A 23,083-nucleotide genomic window follows, 5' to 3' on the forward strand; every position below is an offset into this window, starting at 1 on the left:
TTTCCAGATGACTCTAGCCACCAGACGCGGCCTGATCGCCGCCGCCATGGCCCTCGCTCTTGGCGTCAGCGGGTTCGCCCCGCGCGCCGCCCACGCCGAGGACTACCCCGCCGGCCCCCTCACCATGTACGTCGGCTACAAGGCCGGCGGCCAGACCGACCTCGTGGGCCGCGCCGTGGCCAAGGTCCTGTCCGACCAGCTGGGCGTGCCGGTGAACGTCGTGAACAAGCCCGGCGGCGGCGGCGTGCTCGCCGCCCACGAACTGCAGAAGGCCGCGCCGGACGGCAACACCTTCCTGTTCCACGCCAACAGCGTGATCAACACCGAGCCCTTCATGATGAAGCGGATCGACTTCAAGCCCGACGATTTCGAATACGCGGGCATGATCACCGCCTACCAGACCTCGCTCGCCACTCAGAAGGACGCGCCTTACGACGACCTCGCGGGCTTTGTCGCATGGGCCAAGGAAAACCCGGGCTTCAGCTTCGGCTCGCTCAGCCCGACCAGCCGCATGTACATGGAGATCATCGCCGAGAAGGAAGGGCTCGACGTCAACATCGTGCCGCTCAAGGGCGGCGGCGACATGCTGAACGCCCTGCTCGGCAATCAGGTCGCGCTCGTGCTCTCCGGCGGCATCCACTACAAGTACCCGGACCAGCTCAAGACCATCTCGGCGCTGACCACCTTCCGCCAGCCCTCCGCCCCCGATGTGAAGACCATCGAGGAAGACGGCTATCCGCTCGGGATGGACTCTCGCACCACGCTGATCCTGCCCAAGGGAACGCCCCGCGAGGTGCTGGAGAAACTCAGCACCGCGCTCAAGGCCTGCGAAACCGACGCCGACTTCAAGACCATCGTCGATGCCGCCGATATCCCGATCTTCTACTTCGATCTGGATCAGGCCAAGGCCGAGATGGAAAAGAGCTACGCCAAGAACAAGGAGATCATCGAGGGCGCCGGTATCGAGCCCAAGTGATCCCGTCTCCGCGCGCCGTTCGGCGGCGCGCGGTCCCCCTTCCCCAATTCCATCCCTCGTGAGGCAGCCATGTTTCAACCGCTCAAGGGCGTGCGCGTCGTCGATCTCAGCCAGGTTCTGGCCGGTCCCTATGCCACCTATCAACTGGCCCTGATGGGGGCCGAGGTGATCAAGATCGAAAAGCCCGGCGAAGGCGACTGGACCCGCAAGGGCGGGCCGATTCCCGAACTGGCCGAACAGGGCCTCGCCCCGGCCTTCCTGACCCAGAACGCAGGCAAGAAATCGGTCGGGCTGAACCTCAAGACCGCCGAGGGGCTGGCGGTCGCCCGGGAACTGATCGCCGGGGCGGATGTCTTCGTCGAGAACTACAAACCCGGCGTGGCCGAACGCCTCGGCCTGGGCTTCGAAGCCCTTCGCGAGATCAACCCGCGCCTCGTCTACTGCTCGATCTCGGCCTATGGCCAGACCGGCCCGCTCAGCCCGCGCCCGGCCTACGACCACGTGATTCAGGGCATGTGCGGCATCATGCTGACCACGGGCAAGCCCGGCGACGGCGCCACCAAGGTCGGCGCCCCCTATGTCGACTATGCCACCGGCATGAACGCGGCCTTTGCCGTGCTGGCCGGTCTGCGCGAGGCCGAGCGTACGGGCACGGCCCAGCAGGTCGACGTGGCGATGCTCGACACCGCGCTCATGCTGATGGCCTCGCTGATGACCATGCACCTGACCGCCGGGTGGACCCCGGCGCAGAACGGCAACGAGGCGTGGAGCGCCAGCCCCTCCTCCGGGGCCTTCCAGACCTCCGACGGTATCCTGATGCTGGCCGCCAACCACATCGGCCAGTTCCGCAGCCTCTGTCAGGCCATCGACCGGGGCGACATCCTGCAAGACCCGCGCTGGCAGACCCCGGCGGACCTTGCTGCCAACGCGGCAGACCTGCGCGCCACGCTGGAGGAAACCTTCCTGACCCGCACCGCCGACGCGTGGGAGACCATCCTCGAAGCTGCGGCGGTGCCCGCTGCCCGTGTGCGCGGGCTCGACGAGGTCCTGAAAGAGGACCAGGTGCGCGCGCGCGGTATTCTCAGCGAGATGCGGGTCGAAGGCTTCGACCGCCCCGTCCACGTGCCGAACCTCAGCTTCCTTGCCAATGGCGCGCCCTGCGCACCGCTGTCGGCCCCGGTCGGGCTTGGCCATGACACCGAGGAAGTCCTGCGCGGGATCGGGATCGACGATGCGCGGCTGGCACGGCTTCAGGGGGCTGGTGCGATCTGAGAAGCTGACCGGCGCGACCCGGCGTGACCGCCGGGCCTGCCCCCGGAAGTAAAACTGGCGCCGGGTGGGGCCCCGGACGCCAGTACCACTCACGGAACAATGGGATGGACTTCAAATTGATTTCAGTTGCAAAATTTCAGTAGGCTTACCGGACTACCCGCAACCGAACCACAGAATGACCTCACTTTGATAGAAAGTTGCGCGGAGTTGAATGCGTGTGATTGCCTAGGCAATTTTGCCTATTCCCCGCGCCAAGGCAGGCGCATTATAAACATGTGATCCATCCGGCAGGGGGCTGCAGACGGATGGGGTTCAAGACCAGAAGGGGCTGCCATTCATGCCTTGCCCGCGCCACGCGATGAAATCGGCACTGTGAAGACCTCTCTTGGCACCATACTCGCGATCGGCCTCGCCGGCCTGCAGCTCGTCGCGGTGCTGCTCGTGGTGTTCACATCCTACGTCACCTCCGAACGCGCCCTGATCGGCCACGCCCGCGATCTGCTGAGCGACGTCGGCACCAATACCATCGAACACTCCAAGGGATTCCTGCAGCCGGCCCACGGTGCGGCGGAACTGGCGGCGAACCTCGCCCAGAACGACGTGGTGGCCAGCGACAACCCGCCCCTGCTGGAACAGCTCTTCTTCCAGCAGCTCCAGCTCTCTCCCCAGTTCTCCGGCATCTTCTACGGCGGGCGCGATGGTGAGTTCGTCTATGTCATGCGCAGCGAAGAGCCCGGGCCCTACCGGACCAAGTTCGTCGCGCCCGATGGCGACCCGCAGCCCACCCGGCTGATCTGGCGCGACGAGGGCTTCAGCGTGGTGGCGGAAAAGACCGACCCCGACGATCCCTTCGATCCCCGCACGCGCCCGTGGTACATGCGCGCCTCCGCCGAAAAGGGGACGATCTGGACCGATCCCTATATCTTCTACTCGTCCAAGCAGCCCGGCATCACCCTCGCCTCGCCCGTCTTCGGCTCTGACGGCGAAATCCAGGGCGTGATGGGCGTCGATATCGAGATCAGCGACATCTCGGAATTCCTCTCGCGCCTGCGCGTCGGCTCCACCGGCAAGGCGCTGATCATCCATCGCAACGGCGACGTGATCGCCCACCCAGACCAGCGTTTCATCCGCACGCCCGAGGCGGATGGCACCATGCGCTTTGCCAAGATCTGGGAACTGGACGACCCCATCGCGCGCACCGCCTTCAGCCCGCTCTACCGGCAGGGCGCCCTCGACACCCCGCGCGAGCTGTCGTCGCAGTTCACCTATGACGGGGGCACCTACGTCTCGGTCGTGAAACCGATCATCAGCGAGCAGCTGCCGTGGACAATCGCCGTCTACGCCCCCGAGGACGACTTCACCGCCGCGATCAAGAAGAACCGCTACAACAACATCTGGATCGCCATCACCGTGGCCGCGATCACCGGCGTGATCGGCCTGCTGATGGCGAACTACATCTACCGTCCGGTGCGCGCCTTCGCCGTGCGCTCCGCCCTGATCTCGCAGGGCGAACTCGACCCCTCCGAACCCGCGCCGAAGACCTTCAAGGAACTCGAACGCGCCAACGCCACGCTGATGCAGCAGATCGCGGCACGCAAGCAGACCGAATTCGAATACGGCCAGTCCTTCGACCGCGCCACACGGCCCATCGCCCACCTCGCCCCCGAAACCGGCGCCTTCCTGCGCGCCAACCCCAAGTTCTGCGACCTGACCGGCTACAGCGCCGAGGAGCTTTCGCAGATGCGGCTCGCCGACCTTACCGGCGACGGGGCTGCCGATCCCTTCGCCCATCTCGAAACCGGTTCGGACGAAGACTATGCGATCAGCCGCGAGGCGCGCTGGCGCCGCAAGGGCAGTCGCCGGATCTGGGTCAAGGTCAACGCCTTCATCGTGCGCGACGAGAGCGGACAGGCGCTCTATGTCGTGGCGATGGTGGATGACGTCACCGAGTCCATCGCCAAGGAACGCCAGATCCAGCAGCTGAGCCGCGACCTCTCGCACCTCGCGCGCGGGCACATGATGGGCCAGATGGCCTCGGGACTCGCGCACGAGCTGAACCAGCCGCTCGCCGCAATCGCCCAGAACGCCGATGCCGCGCGCCTCGCCGCCGACCGTGCAGGCGCCACCGACGAGGAGTTGCGCACCATCCTCTCCGAGATCGAGGAACAGTCGCTGCGCGCCGGCGACATCATCCGGGCGCTGCGCAGCTTCGTGAAGAAGGACACCGCCGAGCGCACCGTGATCAACCTCCCCGAACTGGTCGAACAGGCGCGGCGGCTGGTGCTGCCCGAGGCGACCGAGGCCGGGGTCGAGATTGTCATCGACGTGGCAGGCCAGACCGACGTCTGGGGCAACCGCACGCAGATCGCGCAGGTCATCGTCAACCTGCTGCGCAATGCGGTCGAGGCGCTGACCCAGTCCGGCGCGACGGACCGGCAGGTCGTCGTCGCCGTCGGCCGGGACGGTGACAGCGTCAAGGTCAGCGTCACCGACAACGGCCCCGGCATCACCCCCGGACTAACCCTCTTCTCCGAGTTCGAAACCACCAAGCCGGACGGCATGGGACTGGGCCTCTCGATCTGCCGCTCCATCGTCGAGGCGAACGGCGGGCGGCTCTGGTTCGACGAGACCCACCGCCCTGGCGCGCGGTTCTGCTTCAATCTCCCGGCCCGCGGCGCCGGTACCACCACGAAAGGCACCGAGGCGGCATGAGTGAAACAGAAACGGTGGTCTTCGTCGTTGACGATGACCAGGACATACGGGTTTCCCTCTCGCGCGCGCTGCGGATGCGCGGTTACACGGTCGAGGCCTACGACTCCGCGCAGGCCTTCCTCGAGGCCTACGACGAGAGCCGCATCGGCTGCCTCGTCCTCGACTATGGGCTGCCCGGCATGTCCGGACTGGAGCTTCAGGCCCACATCAACCGCGCGGGTTTCCCCCTGCCGATCATCTTCATCACCGGCCACGGCGGCGTCCCGGAATCGGTGCAGGCGATGAAGGGCGGCGCGGTCGACTTCCTCGAAAAACCCTTCCGCCAGTCGGTGCTGGCCGAACGGATCGAGACCGCCTGCCGCATGGCCGTGGAAATGACCGCCGCCGCGGGGCGCAGGCGCGACATCGACAGCCGCTTCGACCGCCTCACAGCGCGCGAGCGCGAAATCGTCGACTTCATGGTCGGTCACCCCGGCGAGGTGACCAGCAAGGAGATCGGCCGCACCCTCGACATCAGCCCGCGCACCGTCGACCATCACCGCGCCCGCATCCTCGAAAAGCTCGAACTGCGCTCCGTGGTCGAACTGATCGACCTCGCCAAGGGCCTGCCGCGCGGCGCCTGACCGGCCCCCGCCCTCCCGGTCCTTGAACCCCACCGGCAAATCTGAAAGCGTCGCGCACAGCAACGCAGGCCGACGTCAGGCCCAGGAACGAGATCGCAGAGAATGACCAAGGGGCCCCTCGCAAAGCTCTTCACCGATGCACGCAAGGCACAGGACGATTTCGGCCGCAACGCCGTCTTCGACGTCGGCGCCAACCGCGGCCAGTCCTACCTCCGCCTGCGCGCCCTGCTGGCCGAGGCGCCGATCCACTGCTTCGAACCCGCGCCCGAGACCTTCGCCAGGCTCACCCGGCAGATCGGGGACGACCCGCACGCCTTCCCCCGCCAGACCGCCCTCGCCTCGCGCAGCGGCCGCGCGCGCTTCACCTCAGGGCAGGACACCGGCAACCAGCGCATCGCCGAGGGGGCCGAGGGCGCCGCCAACGAAATCGAGGTCGATATCCTGACCGGCGACGACTATTGCCGCGCGCAGGGCGTCGAGAGGATCGACTTCCTCAAGATCGACGCCGAGGGCTACGACCTCGACGTGCTGCTCGGCTTCGCCGGAATGCTCCGCGAGGGGCGGATCGCCTACCTGCAGGTCGAATGCGCCACCAACCTCGACAACCGCTTCCACGTCCACCTCGAGCGCTTCATCCACTTCCTGCACCCCTTCAACTACCGGCTCTACGACCTCGTCGAACCGGTCCGCCGGGTGAACCGGACCAGGCAGGACCTGAAGGGCATCTGGTTCTGCAACGCCATCTTCGCCCGCGAGATCGACACCCCCACCCTGCGCCGCGACGGCATCAACTGACCCCCAAGACTCAAGCGGACCGCACCGGGGAGTCCGGTACGGTCCGAAGGTCTTGCCGGAGGGAGTGGGGGTCAGCCCCCCGCCCCGCCTGTCAGCCGCACTTGGAGTGGCCGCAACTCGCACACGTCATGCAGCCCTCGACCATCCGCATCTCGTATTGCCCGCACGAGGGGCAGGCCTTGCCGCGGCGGCCGTTCATGTTGACCACCTCGGCCTGCGGGTCCGATTTCAGCCCCATGCCCTCGCCCTCGAGGAAACCGATGGCGATCAGGTGCTTCTCGATCACCCCGCCGATGGCGGCAAGGATCGAGGGGATGTACTTGCCCTGCATCCATGCACCGCCGCGCGGGTCGAAGACGGCCTTGAGTTCTTCCACCACGAAGGACACGTCGCCGCCGCGCCGGAACACCGCGCTGATCATCCGGGTCAGCGCCACGGTCCAGGCGAAATGCTCCATGTTCTTGGAGTTGATGAAGATCTCGAAGGGACGGCGACGGCCATTGATGACGATATCGTTGATCGTCAGGTAGATGGCGTGTTCGCTGTCAGGCCACTTCAGCTTGTAGGTATTGCCTTCCAGCGCCTGCGGGCGGTCCAGCGGATCGGCCATGTAGATGACGTCGCCGTGGGGCATCTGCGGGTCTTCGCCGTTCAGCGCCACGACCTCGGGGGTCGCCGTCTTCTCCGGCTCCGACACGCTCAGGACCGAGCCGGTCACGTCGTTCGGGCGGTAGGTGGTGCAGCCCTTGCAGCCCGAATCCCAGGCCGCCATGTAGACGTCCTTGAAGTCCTCGAAGGAGATGTCCTCGGGGCAGTTGATGGTCTTCGAGATCGAGCTGTCGATCCACTTCTGCGCCGCCGCCTGCATCTTGACGTGCTCCAACGGGGCCAGCGTCTGCGCGTTCACGAAGTAGTCGGGCAACTCGGCCTCGCCGAACTTGTCGCGATACAGCTTGACCGCGTAGTCGACCACCTCTTCCTCGGTGCGCGAGCCGTCCTTCTGCAACACCTTGCGGGTATAGGCATAGGCGAACACCGGCTCGATCCCCGACGAGACGTTCCCGGCATAGAGCGAGATGGTCCCGGTCGGTGCGATCGAGGTCAGCAGCGCATTGCGGATGCCATGTTCGCGGATCGCGTCGCGCACGTCCTCGTCCATCGCCCGCATGGTGCCGGAGGCCAGGTAGCCCTCCACGTCGAACAGCGGAAAGGCGCCCTTCTCCTTGGCCAGCTCCACCGACGCGAGGTAGGACGCCCGCGCGATGGCGTGCAGCCAGTCCTCGGTCTGCGCCGCCGCCTCGTCCGAGCCATAGCGCAGGCCCAGCATCAGCAGCGCGTCGGCCAGACCGGTGACGCCCAGCCCGATGCGGCGCTTGGCCTGCGCCTCGGCCAGCTGCTGCGGCAGCGGGAATTTCGAGGCATCGACGACGTTGTCCATCATCCGCACGGCGGTCGCGACCAGCTTCGAAAGCTCCGCCTCGTCCAGCGCCGCCGCCTCGCCGAACGGATCGGTAACCAGACGGGCAAGGTTGATCGAGCCCAGCAGGCAGGCGCCATAGGGCGGCAGGGGTTGCTCGCCGCAGGGATTGGTCGCCGCGATGGTCTCGCAATAGCTCAGGTTGTTGGCCTGGTTGATGCGGTCGATGAAGATCACGCCCGGCTCGGCATAATCATAGGTCGAGCGCATGATCTTGTTCCAGAGGTCGCGCGCCTGAACGGTGTGATAGACCTTGCCGTCGAACTTCAGATCCCACGGACCGTCCGCCTTCACCGCCTCCATGAAGGCATCGGTCACCAGCACCGAGAGGTTGAACATGCGCAGCCGCGCCGCCTCGGACTTGGCGGTGATGAACTGCTCCACGTCCGGGTGGTCGCAGCGCATCGTCGCCATCATCGCGCCCCGGCGCGAGCCCGCGCTCATGATCGTGCGGCACATGGCGTCCCAGACGTCCATGAACGACAGCGGGCCCGAGGCATCCGCCGCCACGCCCGAGACCGAGGCCCCGCGCGGACGGATGGTCGAGAAATCGTAGCCGATCCCCCCGCCCTGCTGCATGGTCAGCGCGGCCTCTTTCAGCATGTCGAAGATACCGCCCATGCTGTCCGGGATGGTGCCCATCACAAAGCAGTTGAACAGCGTCACCTGCCGCGCGGTCCCGGCACCGGCGACGATCCGCCCGGCGGGCAGGTATTTGAAATCCGACAGCGCCTCGTAGAAGGTCTCTTCCCACTTCGCCGGCTCCGCCTCGACCTTGGCGAGATCACGCGCGATCCGGCGCCAGGTGTCTTCCACGCTCAGGTCGACCGGGGCACCATCCGCCTGCTTGAAGCGGTATTTCATATCCCAGATTTGCTCGGCGATCGGAGCGGCAAAGCGTGTCATGACGGACCTGTAAGGTTAATTCAGTGGGGAGGACCCACATTAGCCGAGAACCCAAACGCCGTCCACTACAGCTTGCAGACTGTAACAATTGGACTACCATATAGGCGGTAGCTGGGGACGACTCTGTGGATAAATTCGTGAACCTGATCAAGCTGTCGGTCGGCACCGACAGCGTCGACGATCTCGCCGCCTGGCAGGAGATGCGGCGGCGCACCGTCTACAAGGACGGGCTGAACCGCCACGTCACCCGGATGTGGCCCAAGCGCGAGGACGAAATCCTCGCGGGCGGCTCGATCTACTGGGTGATCAAGGGGCTGATCCAGTGCCGCCAGCGGATCGTCCGCTTCGACGAGATGACCGGCGAAGACGGCATCCGCCGCTGCGCCATCGTGATCGACCCCGAGATCCACCTGACCGCCACTGCCCAGAAGCGCCCCTTCCAGGGCTGGCGCTACCTCGCCCCCACGGACGCCCCGCCCGATCTGCCCAAGGGGCGCCGCAACGAGGACGCGCTGCCGCCGGAACTCAGCCAGGCCCTTGCCGACATCGGCGTGATCTAGGCGCCCAAGCGTTTTCGAAAACGCTTGGCAAAATTCTTGCAAGAATTTTGCTTCCCCCCAAACGAAAATGGCGGAGCCGTCGGCCCCGCCATCTGTCTTTTGCCTGACGCGAAGATCAGTCGATCATCGGCAGCAGCTTGTCCAGCGAGGCCTTGGCGTCGCCGTAGAACATCCGGGTGTTCTCCTTGAAGAACAGCGGGTTCTCGATGCCCGAGTAGCCGGTGCCCTGCCCCCGCTTCGAGACGAAGACCTGCTTGGCTTTCCAGACTTCCAGAACCGGCATCCCTGCGATGGGCGAGTTCGGATCGTCCTGCGCCGCCGGGTTCACGATGTCGTTCGAGCCGATCACGATCACCACGTCGGTGCTCGGGAAGTCGTCGTTGATCTCGTCCATCTCCAGCACGATGTCATAGGGCACCTTGGCCTCGGCCAGCAGCACGTTCATGTGGCCCGGCAGACGCCCGGCGACCGGGTGAATGGCGAACCGCACGTCCTTGCCCCGCGCGCGCAGCTTCTTGGTCAGTTCGCTGACCGCCTGCTGCGCCTGCGCCACGGCCATACCGTAGCCCGGAACGATGATGACGCTGTCGGCATCGTTCAGCGCACCCGCCACGCCGTCGGCCTCGATGGCGATCATCTCGCCCTCGATGTCCGCCGCAGGCCCGGTGGTGCCGCCAAAGCCGCCCAGGATCACGTTGATGAACTTGCGGTTCATCGCCTTGCACATGATGTAGGACAGGATCGCACCCGAAGAACCCACCAGCGCACCGGTCACGATCAGCAGGTCGTTGCCAAGGGTAAAGCCGATGGCCGCGGCCGCCCAGCCCGAGTAGCTGTTCAGCATCGACACCACCACCGGCATGTCGGCGCCGCCGATGCCCATGATCAGGTGCCAGCCGATGAAGCCGGCGATCAGCGTCACCAGAACCATGGTCCAGATGCCCGAGCCCGACATGTACATCAGGCCCAGCACGACACAGGCCGCCAGCGCCGCGGCGTTCAGGATATGCCCGCCCGGCAGCTGCTTGGGCTTGCCGTCGACCTTGCCCGCCAGCTTGCCAAAGGCAATGACGGAGCCGGTGAAGGTCACCGCACCGATGAAGATACCAAGGAACACCTCGACCTTCAGGATCGCGATTTCCACGGCATCCTTGTGCCACAGCTTCTCACCGAAGCCGGTGAGATGGGCCGCATGTTCCTCGACGCCCGAGGCTTTCATGTCCATCACGGTCGACAGCATCATGTCGGCGTTCAGGCCGATGAAGACCGCTGCCAGACCCACGAAGGAGTGCAGCGCTGCCACCAGCTGGGGCATTTCCGTCATCTGCACCTTGCCGGCGAGGTAGTAGCCCGCAAAGGCCCCCGCCGCCACGGCGATGAGGATCAGGAACACGTTGTAGACGCCCGGCCCGAAGACCGTCGCGATGACTGCAATCGCCATGCCGACGATGCCGTACCAGACAGCGCGCTTGGCGCTCTCCTGGTTCGACAGGCCGCCCAGCGACAGGATGAAGAGAACGGATGCGGCGATGTAGGCCGCGGAGGTCACTCCGATAGAGAACATCTGTTGGGCCCCCTCAGGATTTCTGGAACATGGCCAGCATCCGGCGCGTAACCAGGAAGCCGCCAACGATGTTGATGGATGCGATCAGGACCGAGATGAAGCTCAGGATGACAACCAGCCAGTTGCCCGACCCGACCTGCAGCAGCGCCCCGAGGATCACGATCCCCGAGATGGCGTTGGTCACCGCCATCAGCGGCGTATGCAGCGAGTGGCTGACGCTCCAGATCACCTGGAAGCCAACGAAGCAGGCAAGCGCGAAGACGATGAAGTGGCTCATGAAGCTGGCCGGGGCATAGATGCCGATCAGCAGCATGACGATGGTGCCGACCGCCAGCAGGGTCACCTGGCTCTTGGTCTGCGCCTTGAACGCCGCGATCTCTGCTGCCTTGCGCTCCTCGGGAGTCAGCTCCTTGGCCTTCTCCTTCGGTTTCTGCGCCGCGATGGCCTGAATCTTCGGCGGCGGCGGCGGGAAGGTCACGGCCTTCTCGTGCGTGATGGTCGCGCCGCGGATCACGTCATCTTCCATGTTGTGGTTGATGACGCCGTCTTTCTCGGGCGTAAGGTCCGTCATCATGTGACGGATGTTGGTGGCGTAGAGCGTCGAGCTCTGGGTCGCCATCCGCGACGGGAAATCGGTGTAACCGACGATGGTAACCCCATTGTCCGAAACGATTTTCTCGTCGGGCTTGGTCAGCTCGCAGTTGCCGCCACGCTCGGCGGCAAGGTCGATGATGACCGAACCGGGTTTCATCAGCTCGACCATGTCCTTGGTCCACAGCACCGGCGCGGGCCGGTTCGGGATCAGGGCGGTGGTGATGACGATGTCGATGTCCGGCGCCAGTTCGCGGAACTTCTTCAGCTGCGCTTCACGGAACTCGGGGCTCGAGGGGGCTGCATAGCCGCCCGTCGCCGCGCCGTCGGTCTGGGCTTCGGTGAAGTCCAGGTAGACGAACTCGGCGCCCATGGATTCGATCTGCTCGGCCACTTCGGGCCGCACGTCGAAGGCATAGGTGATCGCACCCAGCGAGGTCGAGGTCCCGATGGCGGCCAGACCGGCCACGCCGGCGCCGACGATCAGCACCTTGGCCGGGGGCACCTTGCCCGCTGCCGTCACCTGCCCGGTGAAGAAGCGGCCAAAGTTGTTGCCCGCCTCGATCACCGCGCGGTAACCGGCGATGTTGGCCATGGACGACAGCGCGTCCATTTTCTGCGCGCGCGAAATCCTCGGCACCATGTCCATCGCGATGACGGTGGCACCGGTATCTGCCGCTTTTTTCATCAGCTCTTCGTTCGAGCCGGGGTAGAAGAACGAGATCAACGTCTGGTCGGGGCGCAGCATGGCGACCTCGGCATCGCTCGGCGGACGCACCTTGGCGATGACGTCGGCAGCCGCGAACAGCGCCTTTGCATCGGCCACGACCTCGACCCCGGCAGCGGCATAGGCTTCGTCCAGGAAGCCTGCCCGCAGGCCGGCGCCTGCCTCGATAACGCATTCATGACCAAGTTTTTTCAACGCCGTGGCGCTGTCAGGCGTCATGGCCACACGGTTCTCACCGTCGAAAATTTCCTTGGGTGTTCCTATTTTCACAGAATTGATCCCCTCATGTCTTGACCCCACGGAACAGTTGGGCCGGCATTCGACAACTCAAGTACCGTGCAGGTGCGAAATCCGCAAGCGTGGCTTCGCAATGCGCGGGTAATTTTTGAAAACGTTTCAGAGCCAACGGCGCACTTTTCGTTCGTAGCGCGCAAAGTCGGCGCGGAAGGTCCGACGCAGCCGATCCTCCTCGGGCAGGATGAACCGGCGCTCGATCAGCCAGACGAAGACCGGGACCAGCGGCAGCGACAGCACCGCGTCCCAGGCCAGCACGAGACCGGTCAGGACCATCGCGTCGCCAAGGTAGATCGGGTTGCGCGACCGGCTGAAGATCCCCGACTGGATCAGCGCCACCGGCCTGCCGTGCGGGTGCACCGTGGTACGCCAGCGGCGGAACTCCGACAGGGCCAGCACCATCAGCAGCACCCCGCCCCCGACCAGCAGTCCGCCCACGAGGTCCGCCCAGCCCCCGCCAAAGGTCAGCCCGGCGGAGAGATAGCGCGACTGCAGCCACGCCAGCACCAGCGCCGCCGCCAGCCAGACCGGGGGAATGTCGATCCATCTCATCCAGACATCCAATGCACCGCTCTCCCAGCGAACGGCTCCGCGCAGTAGTTTACCAAGTCTGCAGCCAAAGACATTCGGCGTTTTGCCGATGAAACGCGGCACCCCGCCGCAGGGTCACTTTCGCGCCCGGTTGCGCCGCCAGCAAAAGCGGATAGCCTCCACGCGACACATCGAGGAGGAGCAGAAAATGCTGGACGGAAAACACGCCTTCATCACCGGCGGGGGCACCGGGATCGGCCTTGCCATCGCGCAGGCCTTTGCCGAGGCGGGCGCGCAGGTCACCATCACCGGGCGCCGGCAGGAGGTGCTGGACGAGGTCGCGGGGCCCGGCATGACCGGCATGGCGATGGACGTGCGCAACGAACAGGAGATCATCGACACCGTGGCCGCCGCCGTTGCCGCCCGAGGGCCGATCCAGATCTGCGTCGCCAACGCGGGCATCGCCGAGGGCAAGGCGGTGCACAAGACCTCGCTGGACTTCTGGCGCAACATGATGGCGACCAATCTCGACGGCGCCTTCCTGACGATCCGCGAATGCCTCCAGTCCATGCGCGGGACCGACTGGGGCCGCGTGATCACCATGTCGTCGATCGCAGGGGTCAAGGGCCTGCAGGGCGCGGCGGCCTACTCGGCCTCCAAGCACGGCCTGATCGGCCTGACCCGCTCCCTCGCCGAGGACTACCTCGGCAAGCCCATCACCTTCAACGCCATCTGCCCGGGCTACGTGGACACCCCGATCGTCACCCGCAACGTCGACAGCATCTCGCAACGCGCCGGGATCAGCGAGGCGGCGGCGATGGACGTCATGGTCAACGCCAACCGCCACAAGCGGCTGATCGAACCCTTCGAGATCGCCGCCGCCGCGATGTACCTCGTGGGTCCGGGATCGCAGAGCGTGAACGGCCAGACGCTGGAAGTGGCCGGCGGGCAGATGTGAGCGCAGACAAAGCTGGACAGGTCGCGGTTTAGCGGATAGCAGATGCTTTAAGTTTAAAGCATCTGCGAGGCCGCAATGACCGATTTCGCCGCGACCAAGGCCATGTTCCAACTGCCCGAGGGGGTGATCTACCTCGACGGCAACTCGCTGGGGCCGCTGCCCAAGGCGGCACCGGCACGCATCGCCCAGATGATGACCGCCGAATGGGGCGAGATGCTGATCACCGGCTGGAACAAGGCCGGATGGATGGCCCAGCCCATGCGCATCGGCGACCGCATCGCGCGGCTGATCGGGGCCGAGCCCGGCCATGTCGCCACCGGCGACACCCTGTCGATCAAGGTCTACCAGGCCCTCGCCTCGGCTCTCGCCATGAACCCGGAGCGCCGGGTGATCCTCTCGGACAACGGCAACTTCCCCTCCGACCTCTACATCGCACAGGGCCTCACCCAGATGCTGGGCCAGGGCTACGAGCTGCGCGTCGTCGCCCCCGAGGAGGTCGAGGCCAGCATCACCGAGGAGATCGCGGTGACCATGATCACCGAGGTCGATTACCGCACCGGTCGCAAGCACGACATGGCCGCCCTCACCGCCAAGGCCCATGCGGTCGGCGCCGTCACGGTCTGGGACCTTGCCCACTCCGCAGGCGCGGTCCCGGTGGACCTTGCCGGGGCCAAGGCCGATTTTGCCGTCGGCTGCACCTACAAGTACCTGAACGGCGGCCCCGGCGCCCCGGCCTTCATCTATGTTGCGCCGCGCCACGCGGGCCGCGCGCTCCCTGCCCTCTCGGGCTGGCTCGGCCATGCCGCGCCCTTCGACTTCGACCTCGACTACCGCGCCGGTGCCGGGGTCGAGCGGATGCGCGTGGGCACCCCGCCGGTCATCCAGATGACCTCGCTCGAATGCGCGCTCGACATCTGGGACATGGTCGACATGGCCGACGTGCGCGCCAAGGCCATCGCCCTGTCCGAGCAGTTCATCGCCGGGGTCGAAGCCGCCTGCCCGATGCTGGAGCTCGCCAGCCCGCGCGACGCCTCTGTCCGCGGCAGCCAGATTTCCTTCCGGTTCGAGCACGGCTACGCCGCCATGCAGGCGCTGATCGCGCGCGGTGTCGTCGGTGACTTCCGCGCGCCTGACATCATGCGCTTTGGCTTCACCCCGCTCTACATCGACGAGGCCGACGTGGACGCCGCCGTCGCGATCTATGCCGAGGTCATGAACGACCGGCTCTGGGACCGCGACGAATACAAGACCCGCAACGCGGTGACCTGACCGCTCCCGCCCAGCGAAAGACCAGAGATGACCGACCCCTACGACCCCTCCTCCGAAGGCGCCCAGATGTCGTTCGACGGGCGGATGTCCTACGGCGACTACCTGCAGCTGACCAAGATCCTCGACGCGCAAGCGCCGATCTCGCAGGCGCATGACGAACTGCTGTTCATCATCCAGCACCAGACCTCGGAACTGTGGATGCGCCTTGCCATCCACGAACTGAGCGCCGCGCGCGAGACGCTGCAAAGCGCGGACATGCGCCCGGCCTTCAAGATGCTGACCCGGGTGAGCCGGATCTTCGACCAGTTGAACGGGGCCTGGGACGTTCTGCGCACCATGACGCCGTCGGACTACACGACTTTCCGCGCGACGCTTGGCCAGAGCTCTGGGTTCCAGTCGCACCAATACCGGATGATCGAGTTCATCCTCGGCAACCGAAACCTCTCGATGCTCAAGCCGCACGAGCACCGGCCCGACCTGATGAAGCTGTTGCAGGCGGAACTCGAGCGGCCCTCGCTCTACGATGTCGCGCTGCGCGCCCTGCATGCCGAGATTCCCCTGCCCGACAGCGCCCTGCGCCGCGAGCCGGGACGCCCGCACGAGGAAAACGACGCGGTCGCAGAGGCGTGGATCGAAGTCTACCGCGCGCCGCAGAAGCACTGGGCGCTCTACGAACTGGCCGAGAAGCTGGTGGACCTCGAGGATTACTTCCGCCGCTGGCGCTTCAACCACGTGACCACGGTGGAACGCGTCATCGGGTTCAAGCGCGGCACCGGCGGGACCGGCGGGGTGACCTACCTCAAGCGGATGCTGGAGGTGGAACTGTTCCCCGAGCTCTGGCACCTCAGGACCAAGCTCTGAGCAAGGCGCCAAGACTTTCTGAAAAGTCTTGGCAAAATTCTGCGAAGAATTCTGCGATCCGCGGATCGGGCCCTTCGGCTTATCAAGGACTTGCCGGAATTTTGTTTCGCGCGCGAAACATTCAAGATTCGCGACGTTTTACAGAGTGTTAGCAGAGCGAACGCTCAGTAGTGCGGCGGCCGCTCGTCGCCGATGACCACGCCGCCGCTGCCCTCCGCCTCGCGTTCGGCCTCGCGCTGCCACAGCATCTCGACCCGGTGAGTCAGCCGGTCGATCTCCTTCTGCTGGCGCACCACGACCTCGTTCAGGTCATCGACCATGCGGGTCAGGTGGGCCAGCTGTTCTTCGAGCCGTTCCATGTCGGGCCTCCTTGCCAAGCTGGCCCCCACATAGCGCCGTGACGTCACCGCGCCAAGGCGCTTGCGCGCTGCGCGGCCCCGGCCCCAGTGTGAGGACGGGAGGAGACATCATGAGCATCATCATCGACCGCGACGGCCCCGTCGTCACAGTCGCCATCGACCGGCCCGGCGCGCGCAACGCCGTGAACCCCGAGACCGCGCGGGCGCTATACAAGGCCTTCCTCGCCTTCGAGGCGGACGAGAGCGCCTCGATCGCTGTCCTGACCGGGCGCGGCGGATATTTCTGCGCCGGGTTCGACCTTAAGGCCGCGGGCAGCGGCAGCGCGGATGCGTGGATTGCCGGGCTCGACATTCCCGAGGGCTGGAGCGACCCGATGGGTGACCCGCGCCCGGGGCCGATGGGCCCCTCGCGGCTGATGCTCTCCAAGCCGGTTATCGCCGCCATCGAGGGACCAGCGGTGGCGGGCGGCATGGAGCTGGCGGCCTGGTGCGACTTGCGGGTGATGGCCGACGGGGCGGTGACCGGCGTGTTCTGCCGCCGCTGGGGCGTGCCGCTGATCGACGGCGGCACCGTGCGCCTGCCCCGCCTGCTGGGGCAGGGGCGCGCCAACGACCTGATCCTGACCGGGCGCGCGGTCGGTGCGGCGGAGGCGCACACGCTCGGATTTGCCGACCGCACCTGCCCCGCGGGAGAGGCGCTGGCCACCGCGCAGGCGCTGGCGGCGGACCTCGCGCGGTTCCCGCAGGCCTGCATGCGGGCCGATCACCTCTCGGCCCGGATGGCACCGGCGGACCTCGCGGCGGCGCTGCGCCGGGAATGGCGCTCGGCCGGGACCTTTGCCGCCGAGGGGCGCGCGGGCGCGGCGCGCTTTGCCGGGGGCAAGGGCCGCGGCGGGGATTTTACCTCGATCTGAGCCCGCGCCCGTGGCAGAGGACGGGATTCGAGTATTTGGGAAGAGAAGATGCGGGATGCAGCCTGCCCTGCCCCCCGCTGCTTGCTTGCCCCCCGGCATGGGTTGGGCTAGGACCCGCCGCGTATGCACACTCCAGGGACATCCCATGGCCAAGGACAAGAAATCCCCCCGCCCCAAGGCAGAGACGCCCAAAGGGTTCCGCGACTATTTTGGCGCCGAGGTCACTCAGCGCGCCGAGATGCTGCGCCAGATTGCCGGGGTGTATCATCGTTACGGCTTTGACGCGCTGGAGAGTTCGGCGGTGGAGACGGTCGAGGCCCTGGGCAAGTTCCTGCCCGACGTGGACCGTCCGAACGAGGGCGTGTTCGCCTGGCAGGAAGCCGAAGACGACGGCAAGGGCGACTGGCTGGCGCTGCGCTATGACATGACGGCGCCGCTGGCGCGGGTCTATGCCCAGCACCGCAACGACCTGCCGAACCCCTACCGGCGTTACGCGATGGGCCCGGTCTGGCGCAACGAGAAGCCGGGACCGGGGCGGTTCCGCCAGTTCTACCAGTGCGACGCCGACACCGTGGGCACCGCCAGCATGGCGGCGGATGCAGAGATCTGCGCGATGCTGGCCGATACCTTCGAGGCGGTCGGGATCGAGCGCGGCGACTACCTGATCCGGGTGAACAACCGCAAGGTGCTGAACGGAATCCTTACCTCCGTTACGAGAGGAACTGAAAGATACGACATTGACGCGATGTCTTCGGACGATCTCCAAGAATACCGAAACCACGAACTGAAGGGTTTGATAGAACATCGTGAAGTAACCGATGCGATATTTCGCCAGCTCGATAAGTTCGACAAAGTTGGAGCCGAAGGCGTAATGCACTTGCTGACGGGTGGCCGGCACGATGCTTCTGGCGCCTTTATCGACGGTGTTAACCTTTCCGACTACATGGCCAAAGGCTTCGTCAACTTCCTGCAAGCTCGGGGTGAGAATAACAAAGAAACTCTCCTGCGTCTCCGCGACATTCTTGATATGTCAGCGGTCGGGCGAGAGGGTGTCGAAGAACTTGAACAAATCGTAGCGCTTCTTGAATCTCAGGGCTATGGCCCGGACCGGATCGTCATCGACCCCTCGGTGGTGCGGGGCCTTGGCTATTACACCGGGCCGGTCTTCGAGGCCGAGCTGACCTTCGAGATCCTCGACGAGAAGGGCCGCAAGCGGCAGTTCGGCTCGGTCGCGGGCGGCGGACGCTATGATGACCTGGTGAAGCGTTTCACCGGCCAGTCGGTCCCGGCGACGGGCATCTCGATCGGGGTGGACCGCCTGCTGGCGGCGCTGCGCGAGAAGGGGCGGATCACTGCCGTGGATCATGGCCCGGTCGTCGTGACCGTGATGGATCGCGACCGCATGGCCGATTACCAGGCGATGGTGGCAGAGCTGCGCAATGCGGGCATCCGGGCCGAGGTCTACCTTGGCAATCCGAAGAACTTTGGCAACCAGTTGAAGTATGCCGACAAGCGCAACAGCCCGATTGCCGTCATCGAGGGCGGCGAGGAGAAGGCGCGCGGCGTGGTGCAGATCAAGGACCTGATCCTCGGTGCCAAGATCGCCGAGAACGCGACGCTGGAAGAGTGGAAGGAACGCCCCTCGCAGTTCGAGGTGGCGCGGGACGAGCTGGTGGCGAAAGTGCACGAGATCCTTGCCACGCAGGCGGATCCGGACTGATGCCGACACGCGCAGACATCCTCGCGCGGGCGGCTGCCCTGCGCGACCGCTTCGAGCGGGCGGGCGCCGTGCCCGTCGAGACGCCGGTGCTGCAACCGGCCGAGACGCTGCTGGACCTCTACGGCGAGGACATCCGGGCGCGGGCCTACCTGACCTCGGACGCGCTGCGGGGCGAGCAGGTGCTGCGCCCCGACTTCACCGTGCCGGTGGTGCAGATGCACATGGCGCAGGGCGCGGAGCCCGCGCGCTATACCTACTCGGGCGAGGTGTTCCGGCGGCAGGAGCATGATCCGGACCGCGCCAACGAGTACATCCAGGTCGGTTACGAGGTCTTCGACCGCACCGATCCGGCGGGCGCCGATGCCGAGGTCTTTGCCCTTTTCGCCGAGGTGCTGGCGCCGCTCAACCTGCGCGCGGCCACCGGCGATATCGGCATCCTGATGGCCGCCGTGCGCGGCCTCTCGACCACCGAGGCACGGCGCGCGGCGCTGATGCGCCACATCTGGCGGCCGCGCCGGTTCCGTGCCCTGCTGGACCGCTTTTCGGGCAAGACCCCGCCGCCGCCCAGCCGCACGGCGCTGCTGGCCGCTGCCGAGCCCTTTGCCGGCACCTCCCCCGAGATCGGAATGCGCAGCCGCGACGAGGTCGAACAGCGCATCGCCGCCCTGCGCGCCGATGCCGAGGCCCCTGCCCTCGACGGCCAGGAACTCTCGGCCCTCGCGGCACTGCTGAAGGTGCGCGAGACCGCGCCCTATGCGCTGGAGCAGTTGCGCGACATCGCCGTCGATCTGCCCTCGATCACCCCGGCGCTGGACCGGCTGCAGGCGCGCATCGACGCCTTGGCCGCCCACGGCATCGACGTCGAGCAGCTGGACTTCGAGGCCAACTACGGGCGGACCTCGATGGAGTATTACGACGGCTTCGTCTTCGGCTTCTACGCCGAGCGGATGCCGAACCAGCCGCCGGTGGCCACCGGCGGGCGCTATGACGCCCTGACCCGGCACCTTGGCCGCAACGCCGAGATCCCGGCGGTGGGCGGCGTGCTGCGCCCCGGGCTGATGCTGGAACTGGAGGCGATGGCATGACGCTGAAACTCGGTGTCCCCTCCAAGGGCCGGCTGATGGAAAAGACCTTCTCGTGGTTCGAGAAGCGCGGCGTGACCCTTACGCGGACCGGGTCGGACCGCGAATACGCGGGCGCGGTCGACGGGGTGCAGGGCGTTGCCCTCGTGCTGCTCTCGGCGGGCGAGGTCCCGCGCGAGCTGGCGGCCGGGCGCATTCACCTCGGCGTCACCGGCACCGACCTCGTGCACGAGAAGCTGCCGCTGTGGAACAGCCAGGTGCAGGAAATCGCGCCGCTGGGCTTTGGCCATGCCGACCTGATCCTCGCGGTGCCCCAGTTCTGGGTGGACGTCGACACGCTCGACGATCTCGACGCCGCCGCCTCGGCCTTTCGCGCGCACCACGGGTTCCGCCTGCGCATCGCGACCAAATACCACCGACTGGTGCGCGAGTTCCTGCGCGAGGCCGGCGTTGCCGACTACGCGCTGGTCGACAGCCAGGGTGCGACCGAGGGCACGGTGAAGAACGAGACCGCCGAGATGATCGCCGATATCACCTCGACCGGCGAGACGCTGCGTGCCAACCATCTCAAGCTGCTGGCCGACGGGCTGATCCTGAAGAGCCAGGCGACGCTCTGGCGCAGCCGGGTCGCGCCCTACCCGGAAGAAGACCAGAAAGCGCTGTCGATCTTGCTGGAAAAAATCGGGGCTTCCTGAATAAATCTGACAAGCTGTTGAAAAAACTAGATTCTTTTTTCCGACTGTTTTCGACGGAATGCGGACGGAGCCTGCGTTTAAGTAGGTGAGGCAGGCAGCGAGCATGTCCCCCTTTCGGGGCTTCGGCCCCGTCCACTTGACGCTGTCGTCCGGGAATTTCACCGGCGCGCCTCGAAGGAAGTGTTGCCACTCACGAGGAATGCCGCGGCTCTGCCGCGGCATTCTTTCGTTCCGGCCCCCGGCACGGCGGCTGGCCATTTGCCGCGCCTTCCATTACCCCATCGGCAAAGGTTGCGGGCACGCTGCCCGCGGCAACAGCGAAACGGGGAGAACACCACCATGAAACTCGTGCGTTACGGCGACAGCGGCAGCGAAAAGCCGGGCCTGATCGATGCGCAGGGCCAACTGCGCGACCTGTCCGGCGAGGTCGCCGACATCTCGGGCGCGATGCTTTCGGACGAGAGCCTTGCCCGGCTCCGCGCCATCGACCCGGCCAGCCTGCCCGCGGTTGCCGGCGCGCCGCGCATGGGCCCCTGCGTCGGCGGCATCGGCAAGTTCATGTGCATCGGCCTGAACTACTCGGACCACGCGGCCGAGACCGGCATGGCCGAACCGGCGCATCCGATCCTCTTCATGAAGGCCAACTCGGCCATCGTCGGCCCCGACGACACCGTGGTGATGCCGCGCGGCTCGGAAACCACGGACTACGAGATTGAACTGGGCGTGGTGATCGGCAAGGCGGCCAAATACGTCTCGGAGGCAGAGGCGCTGGACCATGTCGCGGGCTATTGCGTGGTGAACGACGTCTCGGAGCGGCACTTCCAGAGCGGGCTGACCGGGCAGTGGACCAAGGGCAAGTCCTGCGACACCTTCGGACCCATCGGCCCCTGGCTGGTGACGCGCGACGAGGTTGCCGATCCGCAGGATCTTGAACTGACGCTGGACGTGAACGGCGCGCGCCGGCAGACCGGGCACACCGGCAAGATGATCTTTTCGGTGGCCGAAATCATCTCGCACCTGTCGCAGCTGTTCACCCTGCACCCGGGCGACGTGATCGCCACCGGCACGCCCCCGGGCGTGGCCATGGGCATGAAACCCACGCCGGTCTACCTCAAGGACGGCGACGTGATGACCCTGACCATCGTCGGGCTCGGCACCCAGACCCAGAAAGTGAAAGCGGATGACTGACGCGAAACCCGACCTCCTGCTCATCGGCTCGGCCACCCCCTACATGCGCGACCGCATGGCCGAGGACTTTACCGTCCACGGCCTGCCGTCCGAGGCGGAGCGCGAGAGCTTCTTCGCCGAGGTGGGGCCGAAGATCGTGGCGGTGACCGTCTACGGTGGCGCCGGTCTGCCGGGCGATGTTATGGACCGGCTGCCGAACCTCAGGGTGATCTCGAACTACGGGGTCGGCTACGACGCGGTGGATACGCCCCGCGCGGTGGCGCGCGGCATCCTGATCTCGCATACGCCGGACGTGCTGAACGACGAGGTGGCGAATACCGCGATCCTGCTGTGGCTCGCCACCTCGCGCAAGCTTGCCGCCTATGACGCCTACGTGCGCGCGGGCCGCTGGGCCAGCGAGGGCAACCCTGCCCTTACGCGCGGCACGCAGGGGCGCACGGTGGGCATCATCGGCATGGGCCGCATCGGTCAGGCGATCGCCGCGCGCCTGCCGGTCTTCGGCGCGCGCATCCTCTACCACGCGCGCAGCGCCCGCGACCTGCCCTACGAGTACTTTGCCGACCTGACCGAGATGGCCCGCGAGAGTGAGGTGCTGATCTGCATCACCCCCGGCGGCCCGGCAACGCGGCACCTCGTCAACGCCGAGGTGATCGAGGCGCTGGGGCCCGAGGGGATCCTCGTCAACGTCTCGCGCGGGACCGTGGTGGACGAGGAGGCACTGGTCGCTGCGCTGCAGGACGGCCGTCTGGGCGGCGCCGGTCTCGACGTTTTCGAGAACGAACCGCAGGTGCCCGAGGCGCTGTTCGCGATGGAGAACGTGACGCTGCAGCCCCATATCGGCAGCGCCTCGGAAGAGACGCGCCGCGCCATGGGCGACCTCGCCTGCGACAACCTCGTGCAGTTCCTCAAGGACGGCACCGTGCTGACGCCGGTTCCCGAATGCCGGGAGATGAACGCCAGGGCGGCGGGCTGAGCGCGGGCGGAACGCTCTGGATTTGAGTATTTGGAG

Annotated in this window: 20 protein-coding genes; 15 read left to right on the top strand and 5 right to left on the bottom strand. The window is 66.3% G+C overall.

The window, feature by feature from the left end:
- Nucleotides 1-7: 7 nt before the first annotated feature.
- The 5 genes from DDT93_RS23960 (at nucleotide 8) to DDT93_RS23980 (ending at nucleotide 6,378) form a co-directional block, all read left to right on the top strand.
- On the top strand, nucleotides 8-976 hold the full coding sequence (locus DDT93_RS23960; RefSeq protein WP_109468449.1) for a Bug family tripartite tricarboxylate transporter substrate binding protein: 969 nt from the start codon (nucleotides 8-10) through the stop codon (nucleotides 974-976).
- A 69-nt stretch (nucleotides 977-1,045) separates the two neighbouring features.
- Nucleotides 1,046-2,248 (top strand): CaiB/BaiF CoA transferase family protein, encoded by a 1,203-nt coding sequence (locus DDT93_RS23965; RefSeq protein ID WP_109468450.1) that lies wholly within the window; start codon nucleotides 1,046-1,048, stop codon nucleotides 2,246-2,248.
- Nucleotides 2,249-2,620: 372 nt separating this feature from the next.
- Nucleotides 2,621-4,960, top strand: coding sequence for a cache domain-containing protein (locus DDT93_RS23970; protein WP_109468532.1), 2,340 nt, complete (start codon nucleotides 2,621-2,623; stop codon nucleotides 4,958-4,960).
- Nucleotides 4,957-5,583, top strand: coding sequence for a response regulator transcription factor (locus DDT93_RS23975; protein WP_109468451.1), 627 nt, complete (start codon nucleotides 4,957-4,959; stop codon nucleotides 5,581-5,583). Before DDT93_RS23970 ends, DDT93_RS23975 begins: the two co-directional genes overlap by 4 nt.
- A gap of 102 nt (nucleotides 5,584-5,685) precedes the next feature.
- A complete protein-coding gene (locus DDT93_RS23980; protein WP_109468452.1) occupies nucleotides 5,686-6,378 on the top strand; it encodes an FkbM family methyltransferase in 693 nt (230 codons plus the stop codon).
- A 91-nt stretch (nucleotides 6,379-6,469) separates the two neighbouring features.
- On the opposite strand, the gene DDT93_RS23985 is transcribed toward DDT93_RS23980, so the two are convergent.
- Nucleotides 6,470-8,761: an adenosylcobalamin-dependent ribonucleoside-diphosphate reductase gene (locus tag DDT93_RS23985; RefSeq protein ID WP_109468453.1), complete on the bottom strand. Its 2,292-nt coding sequence runs from the start codon at nucleotides 8,759-8,761 to the stop codon at nucleotides 6,470-6,472.
- A gap of 125 nt (nucleotides 8,762-8,886) precedes the next feature.
- Here DDT93_RS23985 and DDT93_RS23990 point away from each other — a divergent pair, with 125 nt between their 5' ends.
- Nucleotides 8,887-9,321, top strand: a complete 435-nt coding sequence (locus DDT93_RS23990) for a DUF1489 family protein (protein ID WP_109468454.1) — start codon at nucleotides 8,887-8,889, stop codon at nucleotides 9,319-9,321.
- A gap of 115 nt (nucleotides 9,322-9,436) precedes the next feature.
- Here DDT93_RS23990 and DDT93_RS23995 read toward each other — a convergent pair whose 3' ends face one another.
- The 3 genes from DDT93_RS23995 to DDT93_RS24005 all read right to left on the bottom strand — a co-directional run bounded on the left by DDT93_RS23995 (nucleotide 9,437) and on the right by DDT93_RS24005 (nucleotide 13,049).
- Entirely contained in the window at nucleotides 9,437-10,885 is a 1,449-nt protein-coding gene (locus DDT93_RS23995; RefSeq protein WP_109468455.1) for an NAD(P)(+) transhydrogenase (Re/Si-specific) subunit beta, read from the bottom strand.
- A gap of 13 nt (nucleotides 10,886-10,898) precedes the next feature.
- Nucleotides 10,899-12,473: a Re/Si-specific NAD(P)(+) transhydrogenase subunit alpha gene (locus DDT93_RS24000; protein ID WP_109468456.1), complete on the bottom strand. Its 1,575-nt coding sequence runs from the start codon at nucleotides 12,471-12,473 to the stop codon at nucleotides 10,899-10,901.
- Between the two features lie 126 nt (nucleotides 12,474-12,599).
- Nucleotides 12,600-13,049, bottom strand: a complete 450-nt coding sequence (locus tag DDT93_RS24005; protein ID WP_109468533.1) for a methyltransferase family protein — start codon at nucleotides 13,047-13,049, stop codon at nucleotides 12,600-12,602.
- Nucleotides 13,050-13,236: 187 nt separating this feature from the next.
- Here DDT93_RS24005 and DDT93_RS24010 point away from each other — a divergent pair, with 187 nt between their 5' ends.
- The 3 genes from DDT93_RS24010 to kynA all read left to right on the top strand — a co-directional run bounded on the left by DDT93_RS24010 (nucleotide 13,237) and on the right by kynA (nucleotide 16,116).
- Nucleotides 13,237-13,986, top strand: coding sequence for an SDR family NAD(P)-dependent oxidoreductase (locus tag DDT93_RS24010; RefSeq protein ID WP_109468457.1), 750 nt, complete (start codon nucleotides 13,237-13,239; stop codon nucleotides 13,984-13,986).
- Nucleotides 13,987-14,061: 75 nt separating this feature from the next.
- Complete coding sequence (gene kynU, locus DDT93_RS24015) at nucleotides 14,062-15,255, top strand: kynureninase (RefSeq protein WP_109468458.1); 1,194 nt, start codon at nucleotides 14,062-14,064, stop codon at nucleotides 15,253-15,255.
- A 27-nt stretch (nucleotides 15,256-15,282) separates the two neighbouring features.
- Nucleotides 15,283-16,116, top strand: coding sequence for a tryptophan 2,3-dioxygenase (gene kynA / locus DDT93_RS24020; RefSeq protein ID WP_109468459.1), 834 nt, complete (start codon nucleotides 15,283-15,285; stop codon nucleotides 16,114-16,116).
- Nucleotides 16,117-16,280: 164 nt separating this feature from the next.
- Here kynA and DDT93_RS24025 read toward each other — a convergent pair whose 3' ends face one another.
- Complete coding sequence (locus DDT93_RS24025) at nucleotides 16,281-16,475, bottom strand: SlyX family protein (RefSeq protein ID WP_109468460.1); 195 nt, start codon at nucleotides 16,473-16,475, stop codon at nucleotides 16,281-16,283.
- A gap of 110 nt (nucleotides 16,476-16,585) precedes the next feature.
- On the opposite strand from DDT93_RS24025, the gene DDT93_RS24030 reads away from it, so the two are divergent.
- From DDT93_RS24030 to DDT93_RS24055, 6 genes are all read left to right on the top strand, one after another.
- Complete coding sequence (locus DDT93_RS24030; protein WP_109468461.1) at nucleotides 16,586-17,389, top strand: crotonase/enoyl-CoA hydratase family protein; 804 nt, start codon at nucleotides 16,586-16,588, stop codon at nucleotides 17,387-17,389.
- A gap of 145 nt (nucleotides 17,390-17,534) precedes the next feature.
- Nucleotides 17,535-19,109 carry a histidine--tRNA ligase gene (gene hisS / locus DDT93_RS24035; protein ID WP_109468462.1) on the top strand — a complete coding sequence of 525 codons (1,575 nt, stop codon included), beginning with the start codon at nucleotides 17,535-17,537 and terminating at the stop codon, nucleotides 19,107-19,109.
- Nucleotides 19,109-20,194 (top strand): ATP phosphoribosyltransferase regulatory subunit, encoded by a 1,086-nt coding sequence (locus DDT93_RS24040; RefSeq protein WP_109468463.1) that lies wholly within the window; start codon nucleotides 19,109-19,111, stop codon nucleotides 20,192-20,194. The genes hisS and DDT93_RS24040 overlap by 1 nt, the downstream gene beginning before the upstream one ends.
- Entirely contained in the window at nucleotides 20,191-20,886 is a 696-nt protein-coding gene (gene hisG / locus DDT93_RS24045; protein WP_109468464.1) for an ATP phosphoribosyltransferase, read from the top strand. The genes DDT93_RS24040 and hisG overlap by 4 nt, the downstream gene beginning before the upstream one ends.
- A 339-nt stretch (nucleotides 20,887-21,225) precedes the next feature.
- Nucleotides 21,226-22,074, top strand: coding sequence for a fumarylacetoacetate hydrolase family protein (locus DDT93_RS24050; RefSeq protein WP_109468465.1), 849 nt, complete (start codon nucleotides 21,226-21,228; stop codon nucleotides 22,072-22,074).
- Entirely contained in the window at nucleotides 22,067-23,047 is a 981-nt protein-coding gene (locus DDT93_RS24055; RefSeq protein ID WP_109468466.1) for a 2-hydroxyacid dehydrogenase, read from the top strand. The genes DDT93_RS24050 and DDT93_RS24055 overlap by 8 nt, the downstream gene beginning before the upstream one ends.
- Nucleotides 23,048-23,083: the final 36 nt, after the last annotated feature.

It is taken from the genome of Albibacillus kandeliae (genome assembly GCF_003116585.1).
GTDB lineage: Bacteria > Pseudomonadota > Alphaproteobacteria > Rhodobacterales > Rhodobacteraceae > Albibacillus > Albibacillus kandeliae.